Source organism: Modestobacter sp. SYSU DS0511 (genome assembly GCF_054050755.1).
Genome location: NZ_JBJGZY010000015.1, coordinates 1 through 21,349, shown reverse-complemented (window position 1 = coordinate 21,349; position 21,349 = coordinate 1). Strand labels below are relative to the sequence as shown.

The 21,349-nt window shown below is 75.3% G+C and carries 22 protein-coding genes; 14 read left to right on the top strand and 8 right to left on the bottom strand.

Annotation, left to right across the window (positions count from 1 at the left end):
• The first annotated feature begins 89 nt into the window (after positions 1-89).
• Both ACI783_RS09585 and ACI783_RS09580 read left to right on the top strand, forming a co-directional pair.
• Positions 90-1,766, top strand: coding sequence for a sodium:solute symporter family protein (locus tag ACI783_RS09585; protein ID WP_457140233.1), 1,677 nt, complete (start codon positions 90-92; stop codon positions 1,764-1,766).
• 31 nt (positions 1,767-1,797) lie between these two features.
• Entirely contained in the window at positions 1,798-2,139 is a 342-nt protein-coding gene (locus tag ACI783_RS09580; RefSeq protein WP_457140232.1) for a hypothetical protein, read from the top strand.
• 57 nt (positions 2,140-2,196) lie between these two features.
• Here the strand turns inward: ACI783_RS09580 and ACI783_RS09575 are convergent, their stop codons facing one another.
• From ACI783_RS09575 to ACI783_RS09565, 3 genes are read right to left on the bottom strand one after another with little or no spacing between them, the layout of a single operon-like run.
• The gene (locus tag ACI783_RS09575) at positions 2,197-3,051 is read right to left on the bottom strand and encodes a M23 family metallopeptidase (protein WP_457140231.1); all 855 of its coding nucleotides are present in this window, start codon (positions 3,049-3,051) and stop codon (positions 2,197-2,199) included.
• The gene (locus tag ACI783_RS09570) at positions 3,048-3,557 is read right to left on the bottom strand and encodes a hypothetical protein (RefSeq protein WP_457140230.1); all 510 of its coding nucleotides are present in this window, start codon (positions 3,555-3,557) and stop codon (positions 3,048-3,050) included. The genes ACI783_RS09575 and ACI783_RS09570 overlap by 4 nt, the downstream gene beginning before the upstream one ends.
• A gap of 41 nt (positions 3,558-3,598) precedes the next feature.
• Positions 3,599-4,261 carry an IclR family transcriptional regulator gene (locus ACI783_RS09565; protein ID WP_457140289.1) on the bottom strand — a complete coding sequence of 221 codons (663 nt, stop codon included), beginning with the start codon at positions 4,259-4,261 and terminating at the stop codon, positions 3,599-3,601.
• A 106-nt stretch (positions 4,262-4,367) separates the two neighbouring features.
• On the opposite strand from ACI783_RS09565, the gene leuC reads away from it, so the two are divergent.
• Together leuC and leuD are read left to right on the top strand one after the other, a co-directional pair.
• Positions 4,368-5,783 (top strand): 3-isopropylmalate dehydratase large subunit, encoded by a 1,416-nt coding sequence (leuC, locus tag ACI783_RS09560; RefSeq protein ID WP_457140229.1) that lies wholly within the window; start codon positions 4,368-4,370, stop codon positions 5,781-5,783.
• A 38-nt stretch (positions 5,784-5,821) separates the two neighbouring features.
• Complete coding sequence (gene leuD / locus ACI783_RS09555) at positions 5,822-6,427, top strand: 3-isopropylmalate dehydratase small subunit (protein ID WP_457140228.1); 606 nt, start codon at positions 5,822-5,824, stop codon at positions 6,425-6,427.
• A 102-nt stretch (positions 6,428-6,529) separates the two neighbouring features.
• Here leuD and ACI783_RS09550 read toward each other — a convergent pair whose 3' ends face one another.
• Genes ACI783_RS09550 through cofC form a run of 3 tightly spaced genes read right to left on the bottom strand, consistent with a single transcriptional unit; the run spans position 6,530 to position 10,240 of the window.
• Complete coding sequence (locus ACI783_RS09550; RefSeq protein WP_457140227.1) at positions 6,530-7,513, bottom strand: NUDIX hydrolase; 984 nt, start codon at positions 7,511-7,513, stop codon at positions 6,530-6,532.
• The gene (locus ACI783_RS09545) at positions 7,497-9,572 is read right to left on the bottom strand and encodes an RNA degradosome polyphosphate kinase (RefSeq protein WP_457140226.1); all 2,076 of its coding nucleotides are present in this window, start codon (positions 9,570-9,572) and stop codon (positions 7,497-7,499) included. The genes ACI783_RS09550 and ACI783_RS09545 overlap by 17 nt, the downstream gene beginning before the upstream one ends.
• A 14-nt stretch (positions 9,573-9,586) precedes the next feature.
• A complete protein-coding gene (cofC, locus tag ACI783_RS09540; protein ID WP_457140225.1) occupies positions 9,587-10,240 on the bottom strand; it encodes a 2-phospho-L-lactate guanylyltransferase in 654 nt (217 codons plus the stop codon).
• Between the two features lie 91 nt (positions 10,241-10,331).
• Here cofC and ACI783_RS09535 point away from each other — a divergent pair, with 91 nt between their 5' ends.
• The 7 genes from ACI783_RS09535 to ACI783_RS09505 all read left to right on the top strand — a co-directional run bounded on the left by ACI783_RS09535 (position 10,332) and on the right by ACI783_RS09505 (position 18,184).
• The gene (locus tag ACI783_RS09535; protein ID WP_457140224.1) at positions 10,332-11,753 is read left to right on the top strand and encodes a serine hydrolase domain-containing protein; all 1,422 of its coding nucleotides are present in this window, start codon (positions 10,332-10,334) and stop codon (positions 11,751-11,753) included.
• On the top strand, positions 11,750-13,288 hold the full coding sequence (locus ACI783_RS09530) for an amidohydrolase (protein WP_457140223.1): 1,539 nt from the start codon (positions 11,750-11,752) through the stop codon (positions 13,286-13,288). Before ACI783_RS09535 ends, ACI783_RS09530 begins: the two co-directional genes overlap by 4 nt.
• A gap of 91 nt (positions 13,289-13,379) precedes the next feature.
• A complete protein-coding gene (locus ACI783_RS09525) occupies positions 13,380-14,180 on the top strand; it encodes a lysophospholipid acyltransferase family protein (protein ID WP_457140222.1) in 801 nt (266 codons plus the stop codon).
• Entirely contained in the window at positions 14,177-15,172 is a 996-nt protein-coding gene (locus ACI783_RS09520) for an NAD(P)H-dependent glycerol-3-phosphate dehydrogenase (RefSeq protein ID WP_457140221.1), read from the top strand. Before ACI783_RS09525 ends, ACI783_RS09520 begins: the two co-directional genes overlap by 4 nt.
• Before the next feature lie 38 nt (positions 15,173-15,210).
• Entirely contained in the window at positions 15,211-16,383 is a 1,173-nt protein-coding gene (locus ACI783_RS09515; protein ID WP_457140220.1) for a cystathionine gamma-lyase, read from the top strand.
• A gap of 23 nt (positions 16,384-16,406) precedes the next feature.
• On the top strand, positions 16,407-17,525 hold the full coding sequence (locus ACI783_RS09510; protein WP_457140219.1) for a D-alanine--D-alanine ligase family protein: 1,119 nt from the start codon (positions 16,407-16,409) through the stop codon (positions 17,523-17,525).
• A complete protein-coding gene (locus ACI783_RS09505; RefSeq protein WP_457140218.1) occupies positions 17,522-18,184 on the top strand; it encodes a hypothetical protein in 663 nt (220 codons plus the stop codon). The genes ACI783_RS09510 and ACI783_RS09505 overlap by 4 nt, the downstream gene beginning before the upstream one ends.
• A 9-nt stretch (positions 18,185-18,193) precedes the next feature.
• Here ACI783_RS09505 and ACI783_RS09500 read toward each other — a convergent pair whose 3' ends face one another.
• Positions 18,194-18,700, bottom strand: a complete 507-nt coding sequence (locus ACI783_RS09500; protein ID WP_457140217.1) for a DUF3515 family protein — start codon at positions 18,698-18,700, stop codon at positions 18,194-18,196.
• Between the two features lie 103 nt (positions 18,701-18,803).
• Positions 18,804-19,037, bottom strand: coding sequence for an Lrp/AsnC ligand binding domain-containing protein (locus tag ACI783_RS09495; RefSeq protein WP_457140216.1), 234 nt, complete (start codon positions 19,035-19,037; stop codon positions 18,804-18,806).
• 107 nt (positions 19,038-19,144) lie between these two features.
• Here ACI783_RS09495 and ACI783_RS09490 point away from each other — a divergent pair, with 107 nt between their 5' ends.
• From ACI783_RS09490 to ACI783_RS09480, 3 genes are read left to right on the top strand one after another with little or no spacing between them, the layout of a single operon-like run.
• On the top strand, positions 19,145-20,167 hold the full coding sequence (locus tag ACI783_RS09490) for a thiamine-phosphate kinase (RefSeq protein WP_457140215.1): 1,023 nt from the start codon (positions 19,145-19,147) through the stop codon (positions 20,165-20,167).
• A complete protein-coding gene (locus ACI783_RS09485) occupies positions 20,151-20,678 on the top strand; it encodes a GNAT family N-acetyltransferase (protein ID WP_457140214.1) in 528 nt (175 codons plus the stop codon). The genes ACI783_RS09490 and ACI783_RS09485 overlap by 17 nt, the downstream gene beginning before the upstream one ends.
• On the top strand, positions 20,666-21,292 hold the full coding sequence (locus ACI783_RS09480; RefSeq protein ID WP_457140213.1) for a cytidylate kinase-like family protein: 627 nt from the start codon (positions 20,666-20,668) through the stop codon (positions 21,290-21,292). The genes ACI783_RS09485 and ACI783_RS09480 overlap by 13 nt, the downstream gene beginning before the upstream one ends.
• Positions 21,293-21,349 lie beyond the last annotated feature (57 nt).

The window sequence follows — 21,349 nt, the reverse complement described above, 5'->3', positions numbered from 1 at the left end:
GCACCACCGTGCCCCGCCCTGACGGCAGGACATGGCCATCCGCCGCACCCGTGCCGGTGGCCGTCACCCCAACCAGGAGGGACCCCTCGGTGGTGCTCGCTGCTGACGAGACCTTGCGGCTCGACGCCAACGTCGTCGACTACCTGCTCGTCGTCGCCTACTTCGCTGTCGTGCTGCTCATCGGCTTCGCCGCTCGGCGCCGGGTGTCCGACAGCCTCGACTTCTTCCTCTCCGGCCGGTCGCTGCCGGCCTGGGTGACCGGGCTGGCGTTCATCTCGGCCAACCTCGGCGCGGTCGAGATCATCGGCATGTCGGCCAACGGTGCCCAGTTCGGCATGGTCACGTTCCACTACTTCTGGATCGGCGCCGTCCCGGCGATGCTGTTCCTGGGCGTCGTGATGATGCCCTTCTACTACGGCTCGAAGGTCCGCTCCGTGCCGGAGTTCATGCGCCGGCGCTTCGGCACCGGGGCCCACCTGGTGAACGCACTGAGCTTCGCGCTGGCCCAGGTGCTCATCGCCGGCATCAACCTGTACCTGCTGGCCACCATCGTGAACGCGCTGCTGGGCTGGCCGCAGTGGGTCTCGCTGATCGTCGCCGCGCTCGTCGTGCTCAGCTACATCACCCTCGGCGGGCTCTCCGCGGCCATCTACAACGAGGTGCTGCAGTTCTTCGTGATCGTCGCCGCGCTGCTCCCGCTGACCCTGATCGGTCTGCACCGGGTGGGCGGCGTCGGCGGGCTGATCGACGCGGTCCGCGACAGCGGCAACGAGAACGACCTCAGCTCCTGGCCGGGCTCGGACCTGACCAGCATCGGCAATCCGGTGCTGTCGGTCATCGGGATCGTCTTCGGCCTCGGCTTCGTGCTCTCCTTCGGCTACTGGACGACGAACTTCGTCGAGGTCCAGCGGGCGATGGCGACCAAGTCCATGTCGGCCGCGCGGAGCACCCCGATCATCGGGTCGTTCCCGAAGATGTTCATCCCGTTCATCGTGATCGTCCCCGGCATGATCGCCGCGGTGCTGGTCAACGAGACCGCGGACCTGAAGGCGGGCGGCGACCCGGGCGTCACCTACAACGACTCGATCCTGCTGCTCATCCGGGACGTGCTCCCCAACGGTCTGCTGGGCGTGGCGATCGCCGGCCTGCTGGCCTCCTTCATGGCCGGCATGGCGGCCAACATCTCCGCCTTCAACACCGTCTTCAGCTACGACCTGTGGCAGCAGTACGTGAAGAAGGACCGCCCCGACGAGTACTACCTCAAGGTCGGGCGGCTGGCGACGGTCGGCGCCACCGTGGTCGCGATCTTCACGGCGCTGATCGCGGCGAACTTCGACAACTTGATGGACTACCTGCAGACGCTGTTCGGGTTCTTCAACGCCCCGCTGTTCGCCACGTTCATCCTGGGCATGTTCTGGAAGCGGATGACGCCCGCGGCCGGGTGGACCGGCCTGGTGTCCGGCACGCTCGCCGCGGTGCTGGTCTGGTCACTGAGCGAGACCGGGGTGATCGGGCTGGAGGGCCAGGGCGCCAGCTTCGTCGCCGCCGGTGCCGCGTTCGTCGTCGACATCGCCGTCAGCGTCGGGGTCAGCATGGTCACCCGCCCCAAGCCGGTCTCCGAGCTGGCCGGGCTGGTCTACTCCGAGACGCCCAAGGAGGTGCGCACCGATCCGGACGCGCACCTGCTGCCCTGGTACCAGTCGCCGACCAAGCTGGCCGGCATCGCCCTGGTGCTGGTCATCGCCCTGAACCTGATCTTCCGCTGACCGTCGCCAGCGTTCCCCAGAGGAGCAACCCATGAGCACTGCAGACAACGGGCAGCACGCGGGCCGGGCGTCGGCCGGCGCGAAGCGGCGCACCGCCGGCGCGTACGACGTCCGGACGGTCATCGCCGGACTGATCGGCTTCTACGGCGTCGTCCTGGTCATCCTCGGCATCGTCGACTACGGCGACGCCGAGGCGGCCAAGACCGGCGACTGGAACGCCAACCTCTGGGTCGGCATCGGCATGCTGGTCTTCGCCCTGGCGTTCGCCGCCTGGACCCGGCTGCGGCCGGTCGTCGTCGAGGACGACCCGGCGGGTGGCAGCAGCGCGGCGGTCGAGGACCCGACCGGGGGAGCGGACGCCGCCGGCCGGTAGCCCGGAGCGGAACCTGACGACGGCCCGCAGCGGAGCCCCGCTGCGGGCCGTCGTGTGTCAGTGCTCGGCCACCCCGAGCAGCTCGCCGTCGCCGGGCAGCCCGTCCGCTCCGTCGGGGGCGCCGGCCCGGAAGGCCATGGGCAGGCCGGCGGCGGCGGCCAGACACGGCGAGTCACAGAGCTGGACGTGCAGGTGCGGCTCGCTGCTGTTGCCGGAGTTGCCGCACTCGGCCAGCTGCTGGCCGGTGACCACCCGCTCGCCCGGCCGCACCAGGACCGACCCCTTCCGCAGGTGGACCAGTGCCGCGTACGCCCCGTCGTCGGCCCGGACGACGACGGCGTTGCCGGCGAGGGCGCGCGTGCCGCCGAACGGCCGGACGAAGCCCTCCACCACGATCAGGTACAGGATCGACACCCAGCCGCTGCGGGCCCGGTGGTCGCGCCGCCGCTGGTGCACGCGCACGACGACGCCGTCGACCGGGCTGAGCAGCGGCTGGCCGAACGCCGGGTACTCCTCCGGCCGGCGCCACTGCCCACCGGTGCCGAACTCGGGGCGGCTGCCGTCGGGCGGGTCGAGCACCAGGTCGACGGCGTAGGTCTGGCCCAGCCCGTTCGTCCCGTGCGAGGGGATCTTCGTGGCGGGGGAGTTCAGTGCCCGCCAGGGCCCCCGCACCGGGGAGTCGACCACCCGTACCGGGGCGGCGGGCGGCTGCACCCGGTCCAGGAGGCCGAGGCCGATCATGACGGCGATCCCGGCCAGGGCGGCGCCCGGGAGCAGGCGGGTCCCCTCGGCCAGGACCAGCAGGACGAACAGCGCGGGCAGCGGCGCCCGGGACCGGGCGACCAGCCGGCGCAGCCCCGGTCCGGTCGCGGCGCCGGTGCCGGTGTCGGTGCCGGTGCCGACCCTGGTCACGACGCCACCGCCGCGAGGACCACGTGCAGCGGGACGACCCGCTCGGCCGGCACCCCGTAGGTGCCGCGCCCGGTCGTGCGCAGCCAGCCGGCCGCGGTGAGCTGGCGCAGGTGGTGGTGCAGCTGGCCGGTGGTGCCCAGCCCCGGCAGGGCCGCCAGCGACGCGGTCGTGGCGTGCCCGTTCAGCACCTCCCGCAGCAACCGCAGCCGCACCGGATGGGCCAGCGCCGACAGGGTGGCGGCGAGGGCGTCGTCGTCCGCCGGCTCGGCGGTGCGCAGCTCCTCGGCGGCGTGGGTCCGCTGCCAGGCGTACTCCTCACCACCGGGCAGGCGCACCCGCCCGCCGTAGGCGACTGCGCCACCGGGCAGCTCCGCCGCGTCACCGGCCAGCCCGGCCAGCAGCCAGAACCGCTCCTCGTCGGGGAGGTCCGGACCGGGTGGAGCCGATCGGCGGCGCTCCAGGGCGATGAGCCGTTCCTCGATCCGGGTCAGTCGCTCGTCGTCCACCCAGTCCAAGGTACGGAACTACGTAGATACGAACAAGCGTGTCAGCGCGCGGCGCGGGAGATCGTCAGGGCGGCGTCGAGCACCGCGGCGACCACCTCCGGGCTCGGCCGGCGGCCCAGCCGCTCGATCGGACCGGAGATCGACACGGCGCCGAGCACGCCGCCGGTGCCGTCGCGCACCGGTGCGGACAGTGACGCGACACCCGGCTCCCGCTCGGCGATGCTGTGCGCCCAGCCGCGGCGGCGGACGTCGAGCAGGGTGCGGGCGGTGAAGCTCGCCGAGGGCAGCAGGGCGTTCACCTCGTCGGCGGGGGTGAACGCCAGCAGGGCGTGGGCGGCCGAGCCCGCGGTCAGCGGCAGGCGCGCGCCCACGGGGACGGTGTCGCGCAGGCCGCTGAGCCGCTCGGCCGCGGCGATGCACACCCGGCTGCTGCCGTCGCGCACGTAGAACTGGGCGCTCTCCCCGGTGGCGTCGCGCAGCCCGGGCAGGTGGCGGCCGGCCAGATCGGCCAGGTCGGCGCCGCCCCGGCCCAGCTCCGCGAGGGCCGGGCCGGGCGCCCATGCCCCGCCGGCGGTCCGCCGCAGCAGGCGGTGTCCCTCCAGGGCGGTGGCCAGCCGGTGCGCGGTCGCCCGGGGCAGGCCGGTGCGGGTCACGAGCTCGGCGAGGGTGGCGGGCTCCTCGGTCACCGACCGGAGGATGGCCACTGCTTTGTCCAGCACGGCAACGGGGTTAGGCTGTCCCACGCAGCAATACTCGCATCCCAGTGGGTGAGACGGTCAACCGCCGTCGCCCGATCGAGGAGGACGCACCGTGGGCAGGACCCTGGCGCAGAAGGTGTACGAGCAGCACGTCGTCCGGCGGACGGCGGGCGAGCCCGACCTGCTCTACATCGACCTGCACCTCGTGCACGAGGTGACCAGCCCCCAGGCCTTCGACGGGCTCCGCGCAGCGGGGCGCACCGTCCGCCGTCCCGACCTGACCATGGCGACCGAGGACCACAACGTCCCGACGCTGGACATCCTCAAGCCGATCGCCGACCCGGTGTCCCGCGCCCAGGTCGAGGCGCTGCGGCGCAACGCCGCGGAGTTCGGCATCCGGCTGGCCCCGATGGGCGACCGCGACCAGGGCATCGTGCACGTCATCGGCCCGCAGCTGGGCCTCACCCAGCCGGGGATGACGATCGTCTGCGGCGACAGCCACACCTCCACCCACGGGGCGTTCGGGGCGCTGGCCTTCGGCATCGGCACCAGCGAGGTCGAGCACGTGCTGGCGACCCAGACCCTGCCGCAGCTGCCGGCCAAGCAGATGGCGGTGACCGTCGACGGCGAGCTCCCGCCCGGCGTCTCGGCGAAGGACGTCATCCTCGCGGTCATCGCCGAGATCGGCACCGGCGGCGGCCAGGGCCACGTCATCGAGTACCGGGGCAGCGCGATCGAGGCGCTGTCCATGGAGGCCCGGATGACCATCTGCAACATGTCGATCGAGGCCGGTGCCCGCGCCGGGCTGATCGCCCCCGACCAGACCACCTTCGACTTCCTGGCCGGCCGCCCGCACGCCCCGCAGGGTGCCGACTGGGACGCCGCGGTCGCGGAGTGGCGCACGCTGCGCACCGACGACGACGCCGTGTTCGACCGCGAGGTGCGCATCGACGCCGCGTCGCTGACGCCCTACGTCACCTGGGGGACCAACCCCGGCCAGGGGCTGCCGATCGGCGCCAGCGTGCCCGACCCGGCGCAGATCGCCGACGAGAGCGAGCGCCGGGCCGCCGAGTCCGCGCTGGCCTACATGGGCCTCACCGCCGGCACCCCGCTGCGCGAGATCGACGTCGACACCGTCTTCCTGGGGTCGTGCACCAACGGCCGGATCGAGGACCTCCGGGTCGCCGCCGCGCTGCTCAAGGGCAAGCGCGTCGAGGCGAACACCCGGATGCTGGTCGTGCCCGGCTCGGTACAGGTCAAGCAGCAGGCCGAGGCCGAGGGCCTGGACCGGGTCTTCCTCGAGGCCGGCGCCGAGTGGCGGGGCGCGGGCTGCTCCATGTGCCTGGGCATGAACCCCGACCAGCTCAAGCCCGGCGAGCGGTCGGCGTCGACCAGCAACCGCAACTTCCAGGGCCGGCAGGGCAAGGGCGGGCGCACCCACCTGGTCTCCCCGGCGGTGGCCGCGGCCACCGCGCTCACCGGCAGGCTGACCGCGCCCGCCGACCTCCCCGACGTCACCCCCGTGTGACCACCCACCCCACCGCCCCGGACGGAGTCTGATCACCGATGGACGCCTTCACCACGCACACCGGCACCGCGGCGCCGCTGCGGCGCAGCAACGTCGACACCGACCAGATCATCCCGGCCGAGTACCTCAAGCGGATCACCCGCACCGGGTTCGAGGACGGGCTGTTCGTCGCCTGGCGCACCAACGAGCCGGACTTCGTGCTCAACCAGCCGCAGTACGCGGACGCCTCGATCCTGGTCGCCGGACCCGACTTCGGCACCGGCTCCTCGCGTGAGCACGCGGTGTGGGCGCTGCTCGACGGCGGGTTCCGGGTGGTCATCAGCTCCCGGTTCGCCGACATCTTCAAGAACAACTCGACCAAGTCCGGGCTGCTCACCGTGCTGATGGCGCAGCCGGACGTCGAGGCGCTCTGGGCCGCGATCGAGGCGGACCCGGCCACCGCGGTGACCGTCGACCTGCGGGCCAAGCAGATCACCTACGCCGACGTCACCGTGCCGTTCGACATCGACGACTACACCCGCTGGCGGCTGCTGGAGGGGCTCGACGACGTCGGGCTCACCGAGCGTCACCTGGACGACGTCGCGGCGTTCGAGGCCCGCCGTCCGTCCTGGAAGCCGAAGGCGCTCCCCGCCCTCCCGGCCTGAGAAAGGACCCGCTCTCCCCCCACCCCTCGCATGCTCGGGGTGGGCCCCTGAGAACGGGCCGAACGTCCCGCCCCCGCCGCACGCGCGGCGGGGGCGGGACGTTCAGGTGCTGGCGGCGGCGACCCGGCCGGCGGCGCCGGTCGCCCGGCCCGCCGGAGCCGCCGGGTCGGCGCTGAAGTCGCGGTAGTAGTCGGCGGCGAGCCTGCCGGGGCGGCCGCTGAGCGCCCACACGCTGCCCTTGGCCGCCGGCGGCCACAGCGCCCCGGCCGTGCCGTGCCAGCGCACCCCCAGCGACAGCAGCACCGAGGGGATCGCACCGCCCTGGCTGCAGACGACGGTCACGCCGTCGTCCGGCGCGTCGGTGGTGAGCAGCCGCTCGACCAGGGCCAGCCCCGCCTGCGGGTCGGCGTTGAAGCCGTCCTCGCCGAGCTCGGGCGCCTCGCCCACCGGCAGGCCCAGCTCCTCGGCCAGCGGCGCCACGGTCTCCCGGCAGCGCAGCGGCGGGGCGCTGAGCACCCGGACGGGGTTGAACGCCGGCAGCACCGCGGCCAGCGCGGCCGCCTGCCCGCGGCCCCGGCGGTCCAGCGGCCGCTCGTCGTCCGGGCCGTCCCAGTCGCCGCGCTCACCGGCCGACGCGTGCCGGACCAGCAGCAGCTGCGGCATCCGCGGGAGGTCGGTGCGGGCCAGGTCGTGGAGCACCGCGCGGTCGTGGTCGTGAGTGACCAGCCGGCCGGCGTCGGGCAGCGGGAGCCAGCGCAGCTCGTCGACCTCCCCGTTGGGCGTGAACTCCCCGCCGACGGCGCGCATCACCCAGTAGTCGACCCGCTTGGGGCCGTGCCGGTGCTCGTAGCGGGTCTGCACGCTGCGCCGGCCGACGACGGTGCGCAGGCCGGTCTCCTCCTCCACCTCGCGGACGGCGGCCAGCAGGGGGTGCTCACCGGCGTCCAGCTTGCCCTTGGGCAGCGACCAGTCGTCGTACTTCGGCCGGTGCACCAGGGCGGTCTCGAGCACGCCGCCGGGGCCGGAGCGCCACACGGCACCGCCGGCGGCCGGGATCAGCGGGGCGGACTCAGGCAGCGTGCTCACCCCGCCCGATGAGCAGCTCCAGCTGGTGGTCCCGCTCCCCGGTCCGGGTCCAGGCGCCGTCGGCGGACAGTTCCCAGCAGCGCACGTCCGGCGCGAGTGCCCGGTCGAAGACCTCCTGCAGCTGACGCTGCGCGGCCGGGTCGTTGACCCGCAGCAGCACCTCCACCCGGCGGTCGAGGTTGCGGTGCATCAGGTCGGCGCTGCCGATCCACCACTCCGGCGACCCGTCGTTGACGAAGCTGATCGCCCGCGAGTGCTCCAGGAACCGGCCGACGATCGAGCGCACCCGGATGTTCTCGCTCAGCCCCGGGACGCCCGGCCGCAGCGCGCAGATGCCGCGGATGAGCAGCTCGACCGGCACGCCGGCCAGCGAGGCCTCGTAGAGCGCGTCGATGATCTGCTCGTCGACCAGCGAGTTCACCTTGATCCGGATGCCCGAGGGGCGTCCCTCGGCGGCGTGCCGGGCCTCGCGGCGGATCCGCTCCACCAGCCCGGTCCGGACGCCGCGGGGGGCCACCAGCAGCGACCGGTAGGTGGTCTGCCGCGAGTAGCCGGTGAGGGTGTTGAACAGGTCGGTGAGGTCGGCGCCCACCCGCGGGTCGGCGGTGAGGATGCCCATGTCCTCGTAGATCCGCGCGGTCTTGGGGTTGTAGTTGCCGGTGCCGATGTGGCAGTACCGGCGGATCACGCCGTTCTCCATCCGGACCACCAGCGCCGTCTTGCAGTGCGTCTTCAGGCCCACCAGTCCGTAGACGACGTGGCAGCCGGCGCGCTCCAGCGAGCGGGCCCAGCTGATGTTGGCCTCCTCGTCGAACCGCGCCTTGATCTCGACCAGGACGACGACCTGCTTGCCCGCCTGGGCCGCCTCGATCAGCGCCGAGACGATCGGGGAGTCGCCGGAGGTGCGGTAGAGGGTCTGCTTGATCGCCAGCACGTGCGGGTCGGCGGCCGCCTGCTCGATGAACCGCTGCACGCTGGTGGCGAAGGAGTCGTAGGGGTGGTGCACCAGCACGTCGCCCTCGCGCAGCGTGGCGAAGACGCTCTTGGGCGTCTCGCCCTCGCTCAACCGCGGGTGGGTGGCCGGCACGAACGGCTCGTCCTTGAGCTCGGGCCGGTCCAGGTCGTAGAGCTCCATCAGCGAGGCCAGGTCCAGCAGGCCGGGCACCGAGACGACGTCGGTGGGGCTGATCTCCAGCTCGGAGACGAGCACGTCGAGGATCTGCGGGTCCATCGCCGCGGTGACCTCCAGGCGCACCGCCGGCCCGAACCGGCGCCGGGCGAGCTCCCGCTCCAGGGCCTGCAGCAGGTCCTCGTCCCGGTCCTCCTCGACCTCCAGGTCGGCGTTGCGGGTCACCCGGAACAGGTGGTGGTCGAGCACGTCCAGGCCGGGGAACAGCTGGCCCAGGTGGGCGGCGATCAGGTCCTCCAGCGGGAGGAAGACCGCCGTGCTGTCGTCGTTGTGCCCGCCACCCGGCCCGACGGGGATGAAGCGGGGCACGTTGTTGGGCACCTTCACCCGGGCGAACCGGGGCGCGCCGGTGTCCGGGTCGCGGACGGAGACCGCCAGGTTCAGCGAGAGCCCGCTGATGTACGGGAAGGGGTGCGCCGGGTCGACCGCCAGCGGGGTGAGCACCGGGAAGACCTGGTCGCGGAAGTACTCGCGCAGCCGCATCGCGTCGGCGTCGGCGAGGTCGCTCCAGTGCAGGATCCGGATGCCCTGCTCCTCCAGCAGCGGGGTGACGTCCTTGGTGAACACCCCGGCGTGCCGGTGCATGAGGTCCTGGGTGCGCTCGGTGACCCGGGTCAGCTGCTCGCGGATGGTCAGCCCGTCGGGGGACCGGACGGTGAGCCCGGTGCTCTGCCGGCGCTTGAGGCCGGCGATCCGGACCATGAAGAACTCGTCGAGGTTGCTGGCGAAGATGGAGAGGAACTTCACCCGTTCCAGCAGCGGCAGGCTGTCGTCCTCGGCCAGTTCGAGCACCCGGGCGTTGAAGTCCAGCCAGGAGAGCTCGCGGTTGAGGAACCGGTCGGCGGGCAGCGTCGGGTCGGCGGCAGGCACGGGTCGATCCTGCCTCACCGAGGTGACCAGCAGGTGGCCGACAGGAGTTCCGTGCTCCGCGGCCCCAGCCCGAGCCGCGCGGCGGCCCGCAGGTCGGCAGGCGTGTCGACGTCGCGGCGCAGCCCCGGCCGGCTCCCGGGGAGCGGGACGGCGCCGCTCGCCGCGTGCGCGGCGGCCGAGCCCGGCCCGAAGCGCGGCTCCAGCCCGACGCCGGCGCCCGCGCACAGCAGCGTCGTCCCGGTGCCCGCGGCGTCGGCGACGAACGCCCGCGGGTGCGCCGCCGCCTCCTGGAGGGCGGCGGTGAGCTCCGCCGGGCGCAGCGCCGGCAGGTCGGAGGAGAGCGCCGCGACGGCGGCTGCGCCGGTGCGCCGCGCGTGCGCCGAGCCGTGCGCCAGCGCGGGGTTGAGCCCGCGGTCGGGCTCGTCGCCGACGGTGGCCGCCCCCAGGGCGGTGACGACGGCGGCGGCCCGGGGCTCGTCGGTGACTACCAGCACCCCCGCGACGGCGTCCGCGGCCAGCGCGGCGGCGACGGTGTCGGCCAGCAGCGCCAGCACCAGCTCCTCGTGCCGGGCCGTGGCGTCCGCGCCGAGACCGGTGGTGAGCGGGGTCAGCCGCGTCTTGGCCGCCGCCAGCCGCTTGGCCGGCACGACCACGGACCACTGCTGCACCGGGCCATGTCAGCACACCGCCCGTGCGACCGCCGACCGGCCCGTGTGGTGGGCTGCTGCCGCACCGTCCCCTCCCGAGGAGCGCCCGAGGATGAGCAGCACCCCCGACCGCACCGCCGGCCACACCGCTGACGTGGTCGCGGCCGCCGCGCCGTACCTGGAGTCGTGGCTGGAGCACCAGCGCCGGCGGGGCCGGGTGCCCGGTGTGCAGGCGGCGATCCGGGTGGGTGGCCGGCTGGTCCTCGACGTCGCGCTCGGGGTCGCCGACGAGACCGCCGGTGCACCGCTCACGCCGCGGCACCTCTTCCGGGTCGCCTCGCACTCCAAGACGTTCACCGCCACCGCGGTGCTGCAACTGGTCGAGGCCGGCCGGCTGCGGCTGGACGACCCGGTCGGCTCCTGGGTGCCCGGCCTGCCCGCCGGGGTCGCGGCGGTCACGGTCCGGGAGCTGCTGGGGCACCAGTCCGGCCTGCTGCGCGACGGCCGGGACAACGACTTCTGGCAGCTGCTGCACGCCTTCCCGGACGCGCCGCGGCTGCGCGAGCTGGTCGACGGCCCGGACGCCGTGGTCTTCGGGCGCAACGAGCACTTCAAGTACTCCAACGTCGGCTACTCGCTGCTCGGCCTGGTGATCGAGGCGGTGACGGGCGCGGGCTACGCCGAGCACGTGCAGCGGGCGGTGGTGGAGCCCCTCGGGCTGGCCGACACCGGCCCGGAGTGGGACCCGGCGCGGGCGGCGGAGTACGCGGCCGGGCACACCGCGCTGCTGGAGGGCGAGCCGGCCCGGCTGCGCATCCCGCACGTCGACACCCGGGCGATGGCCGCCGCCACCGGCTTCTGGTCGACCGCCCGCGACCTGTCGGCGTTCTTCGCCGCGCACGCCACCGGCGACGAGCGGCTGCTGCCGGAGGCGGCCAAGCGGCTGATGCGCCGGCCGGAGTCGGAGATCCGCGCCCACGGGCAGGAGGCCCGCTGGTACGGGCTCGGGATGGACCTGAAGACGGTCGGCGAGCGTCGGCTGGTCGGTCACAGCGGCGGCTACCCGGGGCACATCACCCGCACGTGGCTCGACCCGCAGGCGCAGCTGGTGGTCAGCGTGCTGACCAACTGCCTGGAGGGCCCGGCCGACGTGCTGGCCCGGGGTTTGATCGGGCTGGTCGACCTGGCCCTGGCCGCACCAGAGCAGGCGCCCAGCGACGACCTGGCGCGTTTCACCGGCCGGTTCGCCAACCTGTGGGGGGTGACCGACGTGGCCCTGCTCGGCGGCCGCCTGGTGCTGCTGCACCCGGGCTCGTCGGCGCCGGCCGAGGAGCACCTGGAGCTCACCGCCGTCGACGGGGCGACGCTGCGCCAGGAGTCGGTGGCCGGCTTCGGCTCGGCAGGGGAGCGGGTCGAGTACGAGTGGGCCGACGACGGCACGGTCGCCGCCGTCCGGATCGGCGGCATCACCTCGTGGCCGGTGGAGGTGTTCCGCGCCCGCCGAGCCGCGCAGCTGGCCGGGGAGCCGGGGTGAGCAGCCTGCTGCTGCGCCGCGCCCGGCTGGGGCGGGCCGTCCGGGACGTGCTCGTCGCCGGCGGCCGGGTGGTGGCGGTCGCCGACGAGCTCACCGCTGCGACCCCCGGACTGGACGGGTGGCCGGGTGACGGGGCACCGCCGGAGGTCGTCGACCTCGACGGGGCGGTGCTGCTGCCCGGGCTGCAGGACGCGCACGTGCACCTGGAGCAGTGGGCCGCGGCCCGCCGGCGGATCGACGTCTCGACCGCCGGGTCACCGGAGCAGGTGGCGGCCCAGATCGCCGCGGTGCTGGCCGCCGCGCCGCCCGCGGCAGGCGCCGTCGTGGTCGCCCAGGGCTTCCGGGACGCGCTGTGGCGCACGCCGCCCGACGCCGCGGTGCTGGACGCCGCCCTGCCCGGTCTGCCGGTGGTGGTGGTCAGCGGGGACCTGCACACCGCGTGGTGCAGCAGCGCCGCGGTGCGGCGGCTGGGGCTGCGCGCCGCCGACGGCGTGCTCCGGGAGCACGAGGCGATGGAGGTCTACGCCGCCGCGGAGTCCGCCGGCCCGGAGGTCCGCGACGAGTGGGTGCTGGCGGCCACCGACGCGGCGGCCGCCCGCGGGGTGACCGCGGTGGTCGACCTGGAGTACGACGACCTGGTCACCGCGTGGGCGCGGCGCGCGGCCCGGCGCCCGGGTGGGCCCGCGGTGCGGGTGGCCGCCGGGGTCTACGTCGACCGGCTGGCCGGGGTGCTGGCCTCCGGCCTGCGCAGCGGCGACCCGCTGCCCGGGGTGGCCGACCCGGTGTCCGCCGACCGGCTGCGGCTGGGTCCGCTGAAGGTCTTCGTCGACGGCTCGCTCGGCACCCGGACGGCGTACTGCTCGCACGCCTACCCCGGGGTCACCGGACCCGGGGCGCACGGGGTGCTGCGCACCGAGCCGGCCGAGCTGGAGCGGCTGATGCGCCGGGCCGGCGCGGCCGGGCTGGACCTGGCGGTGCACGCCATCGGTGACCGCGCCACCGCCGTCGCGCTGGACGGGTTCGCCGCCGCGGGCGTGCGCGGGCGGATCGAGCACGCCCAGCAGGTGGCCGAGGGCGACCTGCCCCGCTTCGCCGAGCTCGGCGTGGTGGCCAGCGTGCAGCCGCGGCACGCGCTGGACGACCGGGACGCCGCCGACCTGCACTGGGCCGGTACGACCGGCTCGGCCTTCCCCTACGGCGCGCTGGCCGCCGCCGGTGCGCAGCTGGTGCTCGGCTCCGACGCCCCGGTGGCGCCGCTGGACCCCTGGGACGGGATCGCCGCGGCCGTGCACCGCTCGCTGGACGAGCGGGCCGCCTGGCACCCCGAGCAGCACCTGGACCTGGCGACCGCGCTGCGCGCCGCCAGCGGCGGGCGTACCGCCGTCCGGGTGGGCGACGTCGCCGACCTCGTGGTCGTCGCCGAGCCCCCGGCCACCGTGCTGGCCCGCGACGGCGCCGCCGGCCTGCGCCGCACCGAGGTGCTCGCCACCCTGGTCGGCGGCCGGTTCACCCACCGCGGGGGTGGCCCGGCGTAGGGGCCGCTTGCGCGCCGCCGGGGGGCGGGGGGCACGATCATGAGCTGGGTCACCAGCGCGGTGTGCGCCGGCCCGGGACAGGAGGGTGCACGTGTCGCAGGACGAGGGGTCCCCGGACCGCTGGGCGGGCGGCACCCGGCCGCCGCGGCGGACGACCCGCGGGCCGGTGCCGTTCGCGCTCTGGCTCTGCGTGCTCGTCGTCTACCCGGCGGCGTCCCTGCTGTTCCGGCTGCGGTACCGGCACGTCGAGCGGATCCCACCGACCGGTGGCGTGCTGCTGGTGGCCAACCACGTCTCGGTGCTCGACCCGCTGGGCTGCGCCCGGCTGGTCTGGGACGCCGGGCGGGTGCCGCACTTCCTGGCCAAGGACGCGCTGTTCTCCGGCCTGGCGGGCACGATCCTGCGCGCCGCCGGGCAGATCCCGGTCTCCCGCGGGTCGGGCACGGCCAGCTCCTCGGTGCAGGCGGCGAAGCAGGCCCTGGACGCCGGTGCAGCGGTGGTGATCTACCCGGAGGGCTCGGTCACCCGCGACCCGGACTGGTGGCCGATGCAGGCGCGCACCGGGGTGGCCCGGCTGGCGCTGTCCACCGACGCCGTCGTGCTGCCGGTGGCCCAGTGGGGGCCGCAGCGGGTGCACGACTACCACGCCCGGAAGCTGCACCTGCGGCTGCGGACCCCGGTGGAGTACCGGGTGGGGGAGCCGGTCGACCTCGCCGCGCAGCGGGCCGCGGTCCGCGCCGGCCGGGCGCTGAGCCCGGAGCTGCTGCGCGAGGTCACCGACCTGGTCATGACCCGGGTCCGCGACGAGCTCGGCGAGGTGCGCGGCCAGACCCCGCCGACCGCCTTCGCCCCCCGCCCGGCCGGGCGCGCGCTGCCCGGGAACGCGGCGTGACCCGGGTCGCGGTGCTCGGCGCCGGTTCCTGGGGCACGACCTTCGCCAAGGTGCTGGCCGACGCCGGCTGCGCGGTGACGCTGCACGCCCGGCGGCCGGAGCTGGCCGAGGCGATCGCCGGCACCCGGGAGAACGCCGAGTACCTGCCGGGGGTGCGCCTGCCCGACGCGGTGCGGGCCACCGGCGACCCCGAGGAGGCGCTCGACGGCGCCGACGTCGTCGTGCTGGCCGTGCCCAGCCAGACGCTGCGGCAGAACCTGACCGCCCTGGTGCCGCTGCTGCCGCCGGAGGCCACGCTGCTGTCGCTGATGAAGGGCGTGGAGCTGGGCACCACCAAGCGGATGAGCGAGGTGATCTGCGAGGTCACCGGCGCCGGCGCCGACCGGGTGGCCGCGCTGTCGGGGCCCAACCTGGCCCGGGAGATCGCCGAGGAGCAGCCCTCGGCCACGGTGATCGCCTGCGCGGACACCGCCCGCGCGGCGGCGCTGCAGGCTGCCTGCCACACCCGGTACTTCCGCCCGTACACCAACGCCGACCTGGTGGGCTGCGAGCTCGGCGGCGCGGTGAAGAACGTCATCGCGCTGGCCTGCGGCATCGCCGAGGGGCTGGGCTACGGCGACAACACCCGGGCCTCGCTGATCACCCGCGGGCTGGCCGAGACCACCCGCCTGGGTCTGGCGCTCGGCGCCGACGCCGCCACCTTCGCCGGGCTGGCCGGGCTCGGTGACCTGGTCGCCACCTGCTCCTCCCCGCTGTCGCGCAACCGCACGTTCGGCGAGCACCTGGGCCAGGGGATGTCGGTCGCGGAGGTCGAGCAGATCACCCGGCAGACCGCCGAGGGGGTCAAGAGCTGCCGGTCGGTGCTCGACCTGGCCCGCGCGCACGGGGTCGACGTGCCGATCACCGAGGCCGTCGTCCGGGTGTGCCACGAGGGCGAGTCGGCGGGCCGGATGGTGCGGGAGATGATGTCCCGCGAGGCGAAGCCCGAGTAGACCCCGCCGGGTCGCCCGCCACCCGGAGAGGACTCCCCGTGACCATCCCTGACCTGCCCACCGGGCTCGGCGACGGCACCCGGCTGGTGCACGCCGGCGACGAGCCCCCGGTGCCGGGCACCCCCCTCCGTCCGTCGCCGGTGTTCGCCGCGCCGTACCACCTGGGCGACGAGGCCCCCGGCTGGCAGGGCGCCGACGGCTACGCCCGCCCGGACAACCCGACGCTGCGGGTCTTCGAGCGCGCGGTCGGCGAGCTGGACGGCGGTGACTGCCTGTCCTTCGCCACGGGGATGGCGGCGATCAGCTCCGCCGTCCTCGCGCTGGTCGCCCCCGGTGACCGGGTCGTGCTGCCCTCGGACGGCTACTACGCCACCCGGGTGCTGGCCCGCGACGAGCTGGCCCGGTTCGGTGTGCAGGTGGAGCTGGTGCCCACCCTGGAGATCGCCGACGTCGCCGCCCGCGGGGACCTCGACGGCGCCCGGCTGGTGCTGCTGGAGACGCCCAGCAACCCGCAGCTGGACGTCTGCGACATCGCCGCCGTCGCGGCGGCCACCCAGGCGTCGGGGGCGGTGCTGGTGGTCGACAACACCACGGCCAGCCCGATCGGGCAGCGCCCGCTCGCCCTGGGCGCCGACGTCACCGTCGGCTCGGACACCAAGGCGCTGACCGGGCACAGCGACGTGCTGCTCGGGCACGTGAGCACGGCCCGCACCGAGCGGGGCCGCGAGCTGAACACCCGGATCGCCGCCTGGCGCAAGACCACCGGCAACACCCCCGGGGCGTTCGAGGCCTGGCTGGCGCACCGCTCGATGGGCACGCTGGACCTGCGGCTGGCCCGGCAGGCGGCCAATGCCGCCGCGCTGTCGGAGCTGCTGGCCGGGCACCCGGCGGTCCGTGGGGTCCGGTGGCCGTGGCGCCCGCAGGACCCCTCCTACGCACTGGCGACCCGGCAGATGCTGCGCCCCAACGGCGTGGTCTCCGCCGAGCTCGCCGACGAGGCCGCGGTGGCCCACCTCGTCCGCAGCAGCCGGCTGATCGCGGCCGCCACCAGCTTCGGTGGCATCCACACCACCGTCGACCGCCGGGCGCAGTGGGGCGGGGACGCCGTACCGGCGGGCTTCGTGCGCTTCTCCTGCGGGATCGAGGACACCGCCGACCTGGTCGCCGACCTCGAGGCCGGCCTCTCCGCGCTGCCCGCCGTGGCCGGCTGAGTGCTCGGCTAGGGTCGGCGGCGATGACGGGGAAGCCGGGCAAGACGAGGGTCGCGGTCGTGTTCGGCGGGCGGAGCGCGGAGCACGCGATCTCCTGCGTCTCGGCCGGCAGCGTGCTGGCCGCGCTCGACCCGGAGCGGTACGACGTGGTGCCCGTCGGCATCACCCGCGACGGCGGGTGGGTGCTGCACGACGGCAAGGCGCTGGCCATCGAGGACGGCCGGCTGCCCGAGGTCACCGGCGGCACCGCGGTCTCCCTGGTGGGCGACCCGGCCGGGCGGGGCCTGGCGGTGCTCGACGCCGGGCAGGCGATCGGCCGGCTGACCGAGGTCGACGTCGTCTTCCCGGTGCTGCACGGCGCCTACGGCGAGGACGGCACCATCCAGGGCCTGCTGGAGATGTCCGGGCTGCCCTACGTGGGCTCCGGCGTGTTCGCCAGCGCGGCGTCGATGGACAAGGAGTTCACCAAGAAGCTCCTCTCCGCCGCCGGCATCCCCCAGGGCGACCACGTGGTGCTGCGCGACGCCGCCGGGGCGCTGCGCGCCGACCCGGAGCTGCTCGACGCCGCGGCGCGGGAGCGGCTGGGGCTGCCGGTCTTCGTCAAGCCCTCGCGGGCCGGCTCCAGCATCGGCATCACCAAGGTCACCGACTGGGCGCAGTTCCCCGAGGCGGTCGCGACGGCGGCCGCGGTCGACCCGAAGGTGATCGTGGAGGCCGCCGTGCCCGGCCGGGAGATCGAGTGCGGCGTGCTCGCCCGGCCCGGCTCGCCGGTGCCCGACACCAGCCTGCCGGCGGAGATCCGGCTGCGGCCGGGCACCGACTGGTACGACTTCGACGCCAAGTACCTCGACGACGCCGTCGAGTTCGACGTCCCGGCCGACCTCACCCCGGCGCAGACCGCCGCGGTGCAGGAGATGTCCCGGCGGGCCTACCTGGCGATGGACTGCCGGGGGCTGGCCCGGGTCGACTTCTTCGTCGCCACCGACCCCGACACCGGTGCCGACCGGCTGGTGGTGAACGAGGTGAACACGATGCCCGGGTTCACGCCGATCTCGATGTTCCCGCGGATGTGGGCGGCCACCGGCGTCAGCTACCCGGAGCTGGTCGACCGGCTGGTGCGCACCGCGCTGGACGCCGGATGACCTCCCGGCTGCTGCCACGCTCCGCGCTGGCGGCGGTCCTGCTGGCGGTCGCCGCGGTCACCGCTGGCTGTGCCGAGCCCGAGGCGGCGTCGACCGGCCCGGCCGCGAGCAGCACGGTGGCGGCGCTGCCGACCGACGCCCGGGGGCTGGAGCGGCTGCTGGTCGACGAGGTGCCCTCCGGCCTGCCCCGGGTGCGCGACGGCGACCTGGACCCGCCGGCGGGGGAGAAGACCGTCGACGACGTCGCCGGGTACGGCGAGGACGCCGAGCGGCAGCAGCAGGTGCTCAGCGAGTACGGGTACCTGCGCGGGTGGGAGCGGTTCTGGCGCGACGGGCCGCGGATCACCAGCGTCTTCCTCGACCAGTTCGACGGCCCGGACGGCGCGGCGGCCTACGCCGAGGACCTGGCCCGCAACGACGCCGAGCACTACGGCGGCACCCTGGACCGCTCGCCGGACGGACTCCCGGAGGACTGCGTGCTGATGGCCGTGCCCGAGGCGCTGCCCGAGCACGGGCTGGAGGGGCCCCCGGCGTTCGCCTGGTGCACCCGCGGGGCGTTCACCGTCTCGGTGGCCTCGGTGCAGACCACGCCGGAGGAGGCGCGGGCCGAGCTGACCGCCGTCGTCGCCGACCAGCTCGACCAGCTGCCGGCGGGCTGACGCGGCCGGTCAGTCGGCCGGGTCGGTGTAGGGCAGCGTGGTCGCGATGATCGGGCTCAGCGCCTGCGGCAGCGAGCTGTCGGCGCTCGCCGGCACCCGCACCTGCACCGGAATGAGCCGGTCGATCGTCGTCCACACGTTGGCCTCGGGGTCGGAGGTGTCGACCAGCCACTGGACGCCGCTGAGCTGGAACGCCGTCGTGTCCGCCTGGCCGGGGGTGACCGGGTCGACGCCGCAGACGAGCACCTGCGCCGGGTCGCCCCAGGCGTGGGCGAACAGCGAGTCGGAGTTCACCATCCGCGAGGTCTCCCCGGCCAGCTCCAGCGGCAGCTGGTCCATCAGCACCGGGCAGGCGAGCTCGGCCTCCGGCGTCACCTCCGGGGTGTCGACCTCCACCGGCGGCAGGTCGCCCCGCGGCGCCGACGTCGTGCCGGTGACCTCGGCCACCGCGTCGTCGTCCGGCTCGTCGTCGCCGAGCACGTTGACCAGCACCAGCAGCACGACCACGAGCGGCACCGCGACGGCCAGCGCGATGAGCGCTGCGCGGCGCAGCGGGTCGGCAGCCGGCGCCGGGGGCGGCGTCGGCTCGGTCGGGGGCGGCGGTGCGGTGCTCAGTGGCTCAGATGTTGACGACGGGGCAGGTGAGCGTGCGGGTGATGCCGTCGACCGACTGCACCCGGGCCACCACCAGCCGGCCGAGCTCGTCGACGGTGTTCGCCTCGGCCCGCACGATCACGTCGTAGGGGCCCGTGACGTCCTCCGCCTTGGTCACTCCGGCGATCTCGCCGATGCTCGCGGCGACCGCGGCTGCCTTGCCGACTTCGGTCTGGATGAGGATGTAGGCGTGGACCACGGGTTGACCTTCCTCGGGCGTCACCACGTCGGCAACGGCTGGGGGCGATTCCGGCCTGCCGATCGGCGGGCCGACCGGCAACGTACCCCAGCGGCCGGAGGTGCCCGGTGACTCGGCCCCGGCCGCTGGTGCCCCGCCCCGATCCGGCCGACAACGTCGGCGTGGTCGGGGAGTTCGGGGTGATCGCCCGGGTGCTCGCCCGGTCCGGGTCCGCGAGGGTGGCCGAGGTCGGCCCCGGTGACGACGCCGCGGTGCTGCGCGCCCCCGACGGGCGGGTCGTGGCCTGCACCGACGTCCTGGTGGAGGGCCGGCACTTCCGCCGCGACTGGTCCTCCGCCGAGGACGTCGGCCACAAGGCGGCGGCGGCCAACCTCGCCGACGTCGCGGCGATGGGCGCGGTCCCCACGGCCCTGCTCGTCGGCCTGGCCTGCCCCGCCGACACCCCCGCGGTCTGGCTGGAGGGCGTGGCCGACGGGATGGCCGAGGAGTGCGCGCCCTTCGGTGCCGCCGTCGTCGGCGGGGACACCGTGGCCTGCGCCCCCGACTCCGCCTCCGTCGTCCTCTCGGTGACCGCACTGGGTGACCTGGGCGGGCGGGCGCCGGTCCGCCGCGACGGCGCCCGCCCCGGTGACGTGGTGGCCGTCGCCGGCCGGCTGGGCTGGTCGGCGTGCGGGCTGGCGGTGCTGCGCCGGGGTTTCCGCGCGCCGGCGGCGGCGATCGCCGCGCACCGCCGTCCCACCCCGCCCTACGCCGCGGGCCCGGCCGCTGCCGATGCCGGGGCGACGTCGATGTGCGACACCAGCGACGGGCTGCTCGCCGACGCCGGCCACCTGGCCGCCGACAGCGGTGTGGGCATCGACCTGGACCGCGCGGCGCTGGCCGCCTTCGTCACCGGGCCGCTGCCGCAGGTGGCCGCCGCGCTGGGCGGCGACCCGCTGGGCTGGGTGCTCACCGGCGGGGAGGACCACGCCCTGGTGGCGACCTTCCCGCCCACCGCGGTGCTGCCCGCGGGCTGGGCCGTCGTCGGCCGGGTGCACGACGACGCGTCGGGGGTCGAGGTGGACGGCGTGCCCGCCGCGCAGGTGGCCGCCGACCTGGGGGAGGGGACCGGGCATGTCCACTTCGGCTGAGCAGTCGGTGCGGCTGCGCACGGTGGGCTACGCCGATCCGGTGGCCCAGCAGCTGATCGAGCGGGTGCAGCAGGAGTACGTGGTGCGCTACGGCGGCCGGGACGGCGCGGTGGTCGACCCGGCGGAGTTCTCGCCGCCGCAGGGGCTGTTCCTGGTCGCCGAGGTCGACGGGGTGCCGGCGGCGTGCGGCGGCTGGCGGGTGCACGACGCGGAGTCGGGCACGGTCGAGCTCAAGCGGATGTACGTGGAGCCGTCGTTCCGGCGCCGGGGGCTGGCCGCCCTGGTGCTCGCCGCGCTGGAACGCAGCGCGGCCGACGCCGGGCACCGGCGCCTGCTGCTCAACTCCGGGGACCGGCAGCCCGAGGCGCTCGCGCTGTACGCGCGGCACGGCTACACGCCGGTCGCGGGGTACGGCATGTACGCCGACTCGCCGGAGGCGGTCTTCCTCGGCAAGGAGCTGCCGGGTGCCGAGCCGACCGACGACACGGAGGAGGACGCATGGGCGTCGTGACGGTGTCGGCGTCGTTCGGCGCGGGTGGGGCCGAGATCGCCCCCGCCGTCGCCGAGCGGCTCGGGCTGGCGTTCCACGACCGGGTGATCCCGGCCCAGGTCGCCGGTCGGCTGGGGGTGCCGATCGCCGAGGCGGAGGCCAACGACGAGACCGTCACCCGGGGCCTGTGGCGGCTGGTCAGCTCGCTGGGCACCATGCCGGACCCGGTGGGCGGGGTGCTGCCCACCTCGTCGCTGCCCGACGAACGCGCCTACCGGGTGCAGACCGAGTGGGTGCTGGGCGAGATCGCCGACGGCGCCGGGGGCGTGGTGCTGGGCCGGGCGGCGGCGATGGTGTTGCGGGGCCGGCCCGACGTGCTGCACGTGCGGCTGGACGGGCACCCGGACCGGCGGCTGGCCGCCGCGGTGGCGCACCTGGGCCTGCCCGAGGACGAGGTGCGCCGCGAGCGGGACGCCGCCGACGCCGCCCGCACCGCCTACGTCCGGCATTTCTACCGGTGCGATCCGGCCGACGCCCGGCACTACCACCTGGTCGTGGACAGCACCGAGCTCCCGCACGACGCCGTCGTCGACCTGGTGGTCACCGCCGCGCGGGCGCGCGGGATCGGCGGCTGACCCGGGAGTCCTCCCGTGGACAGTCGTGGTCTGCCCACCCGGGGTGGGCAGACCACG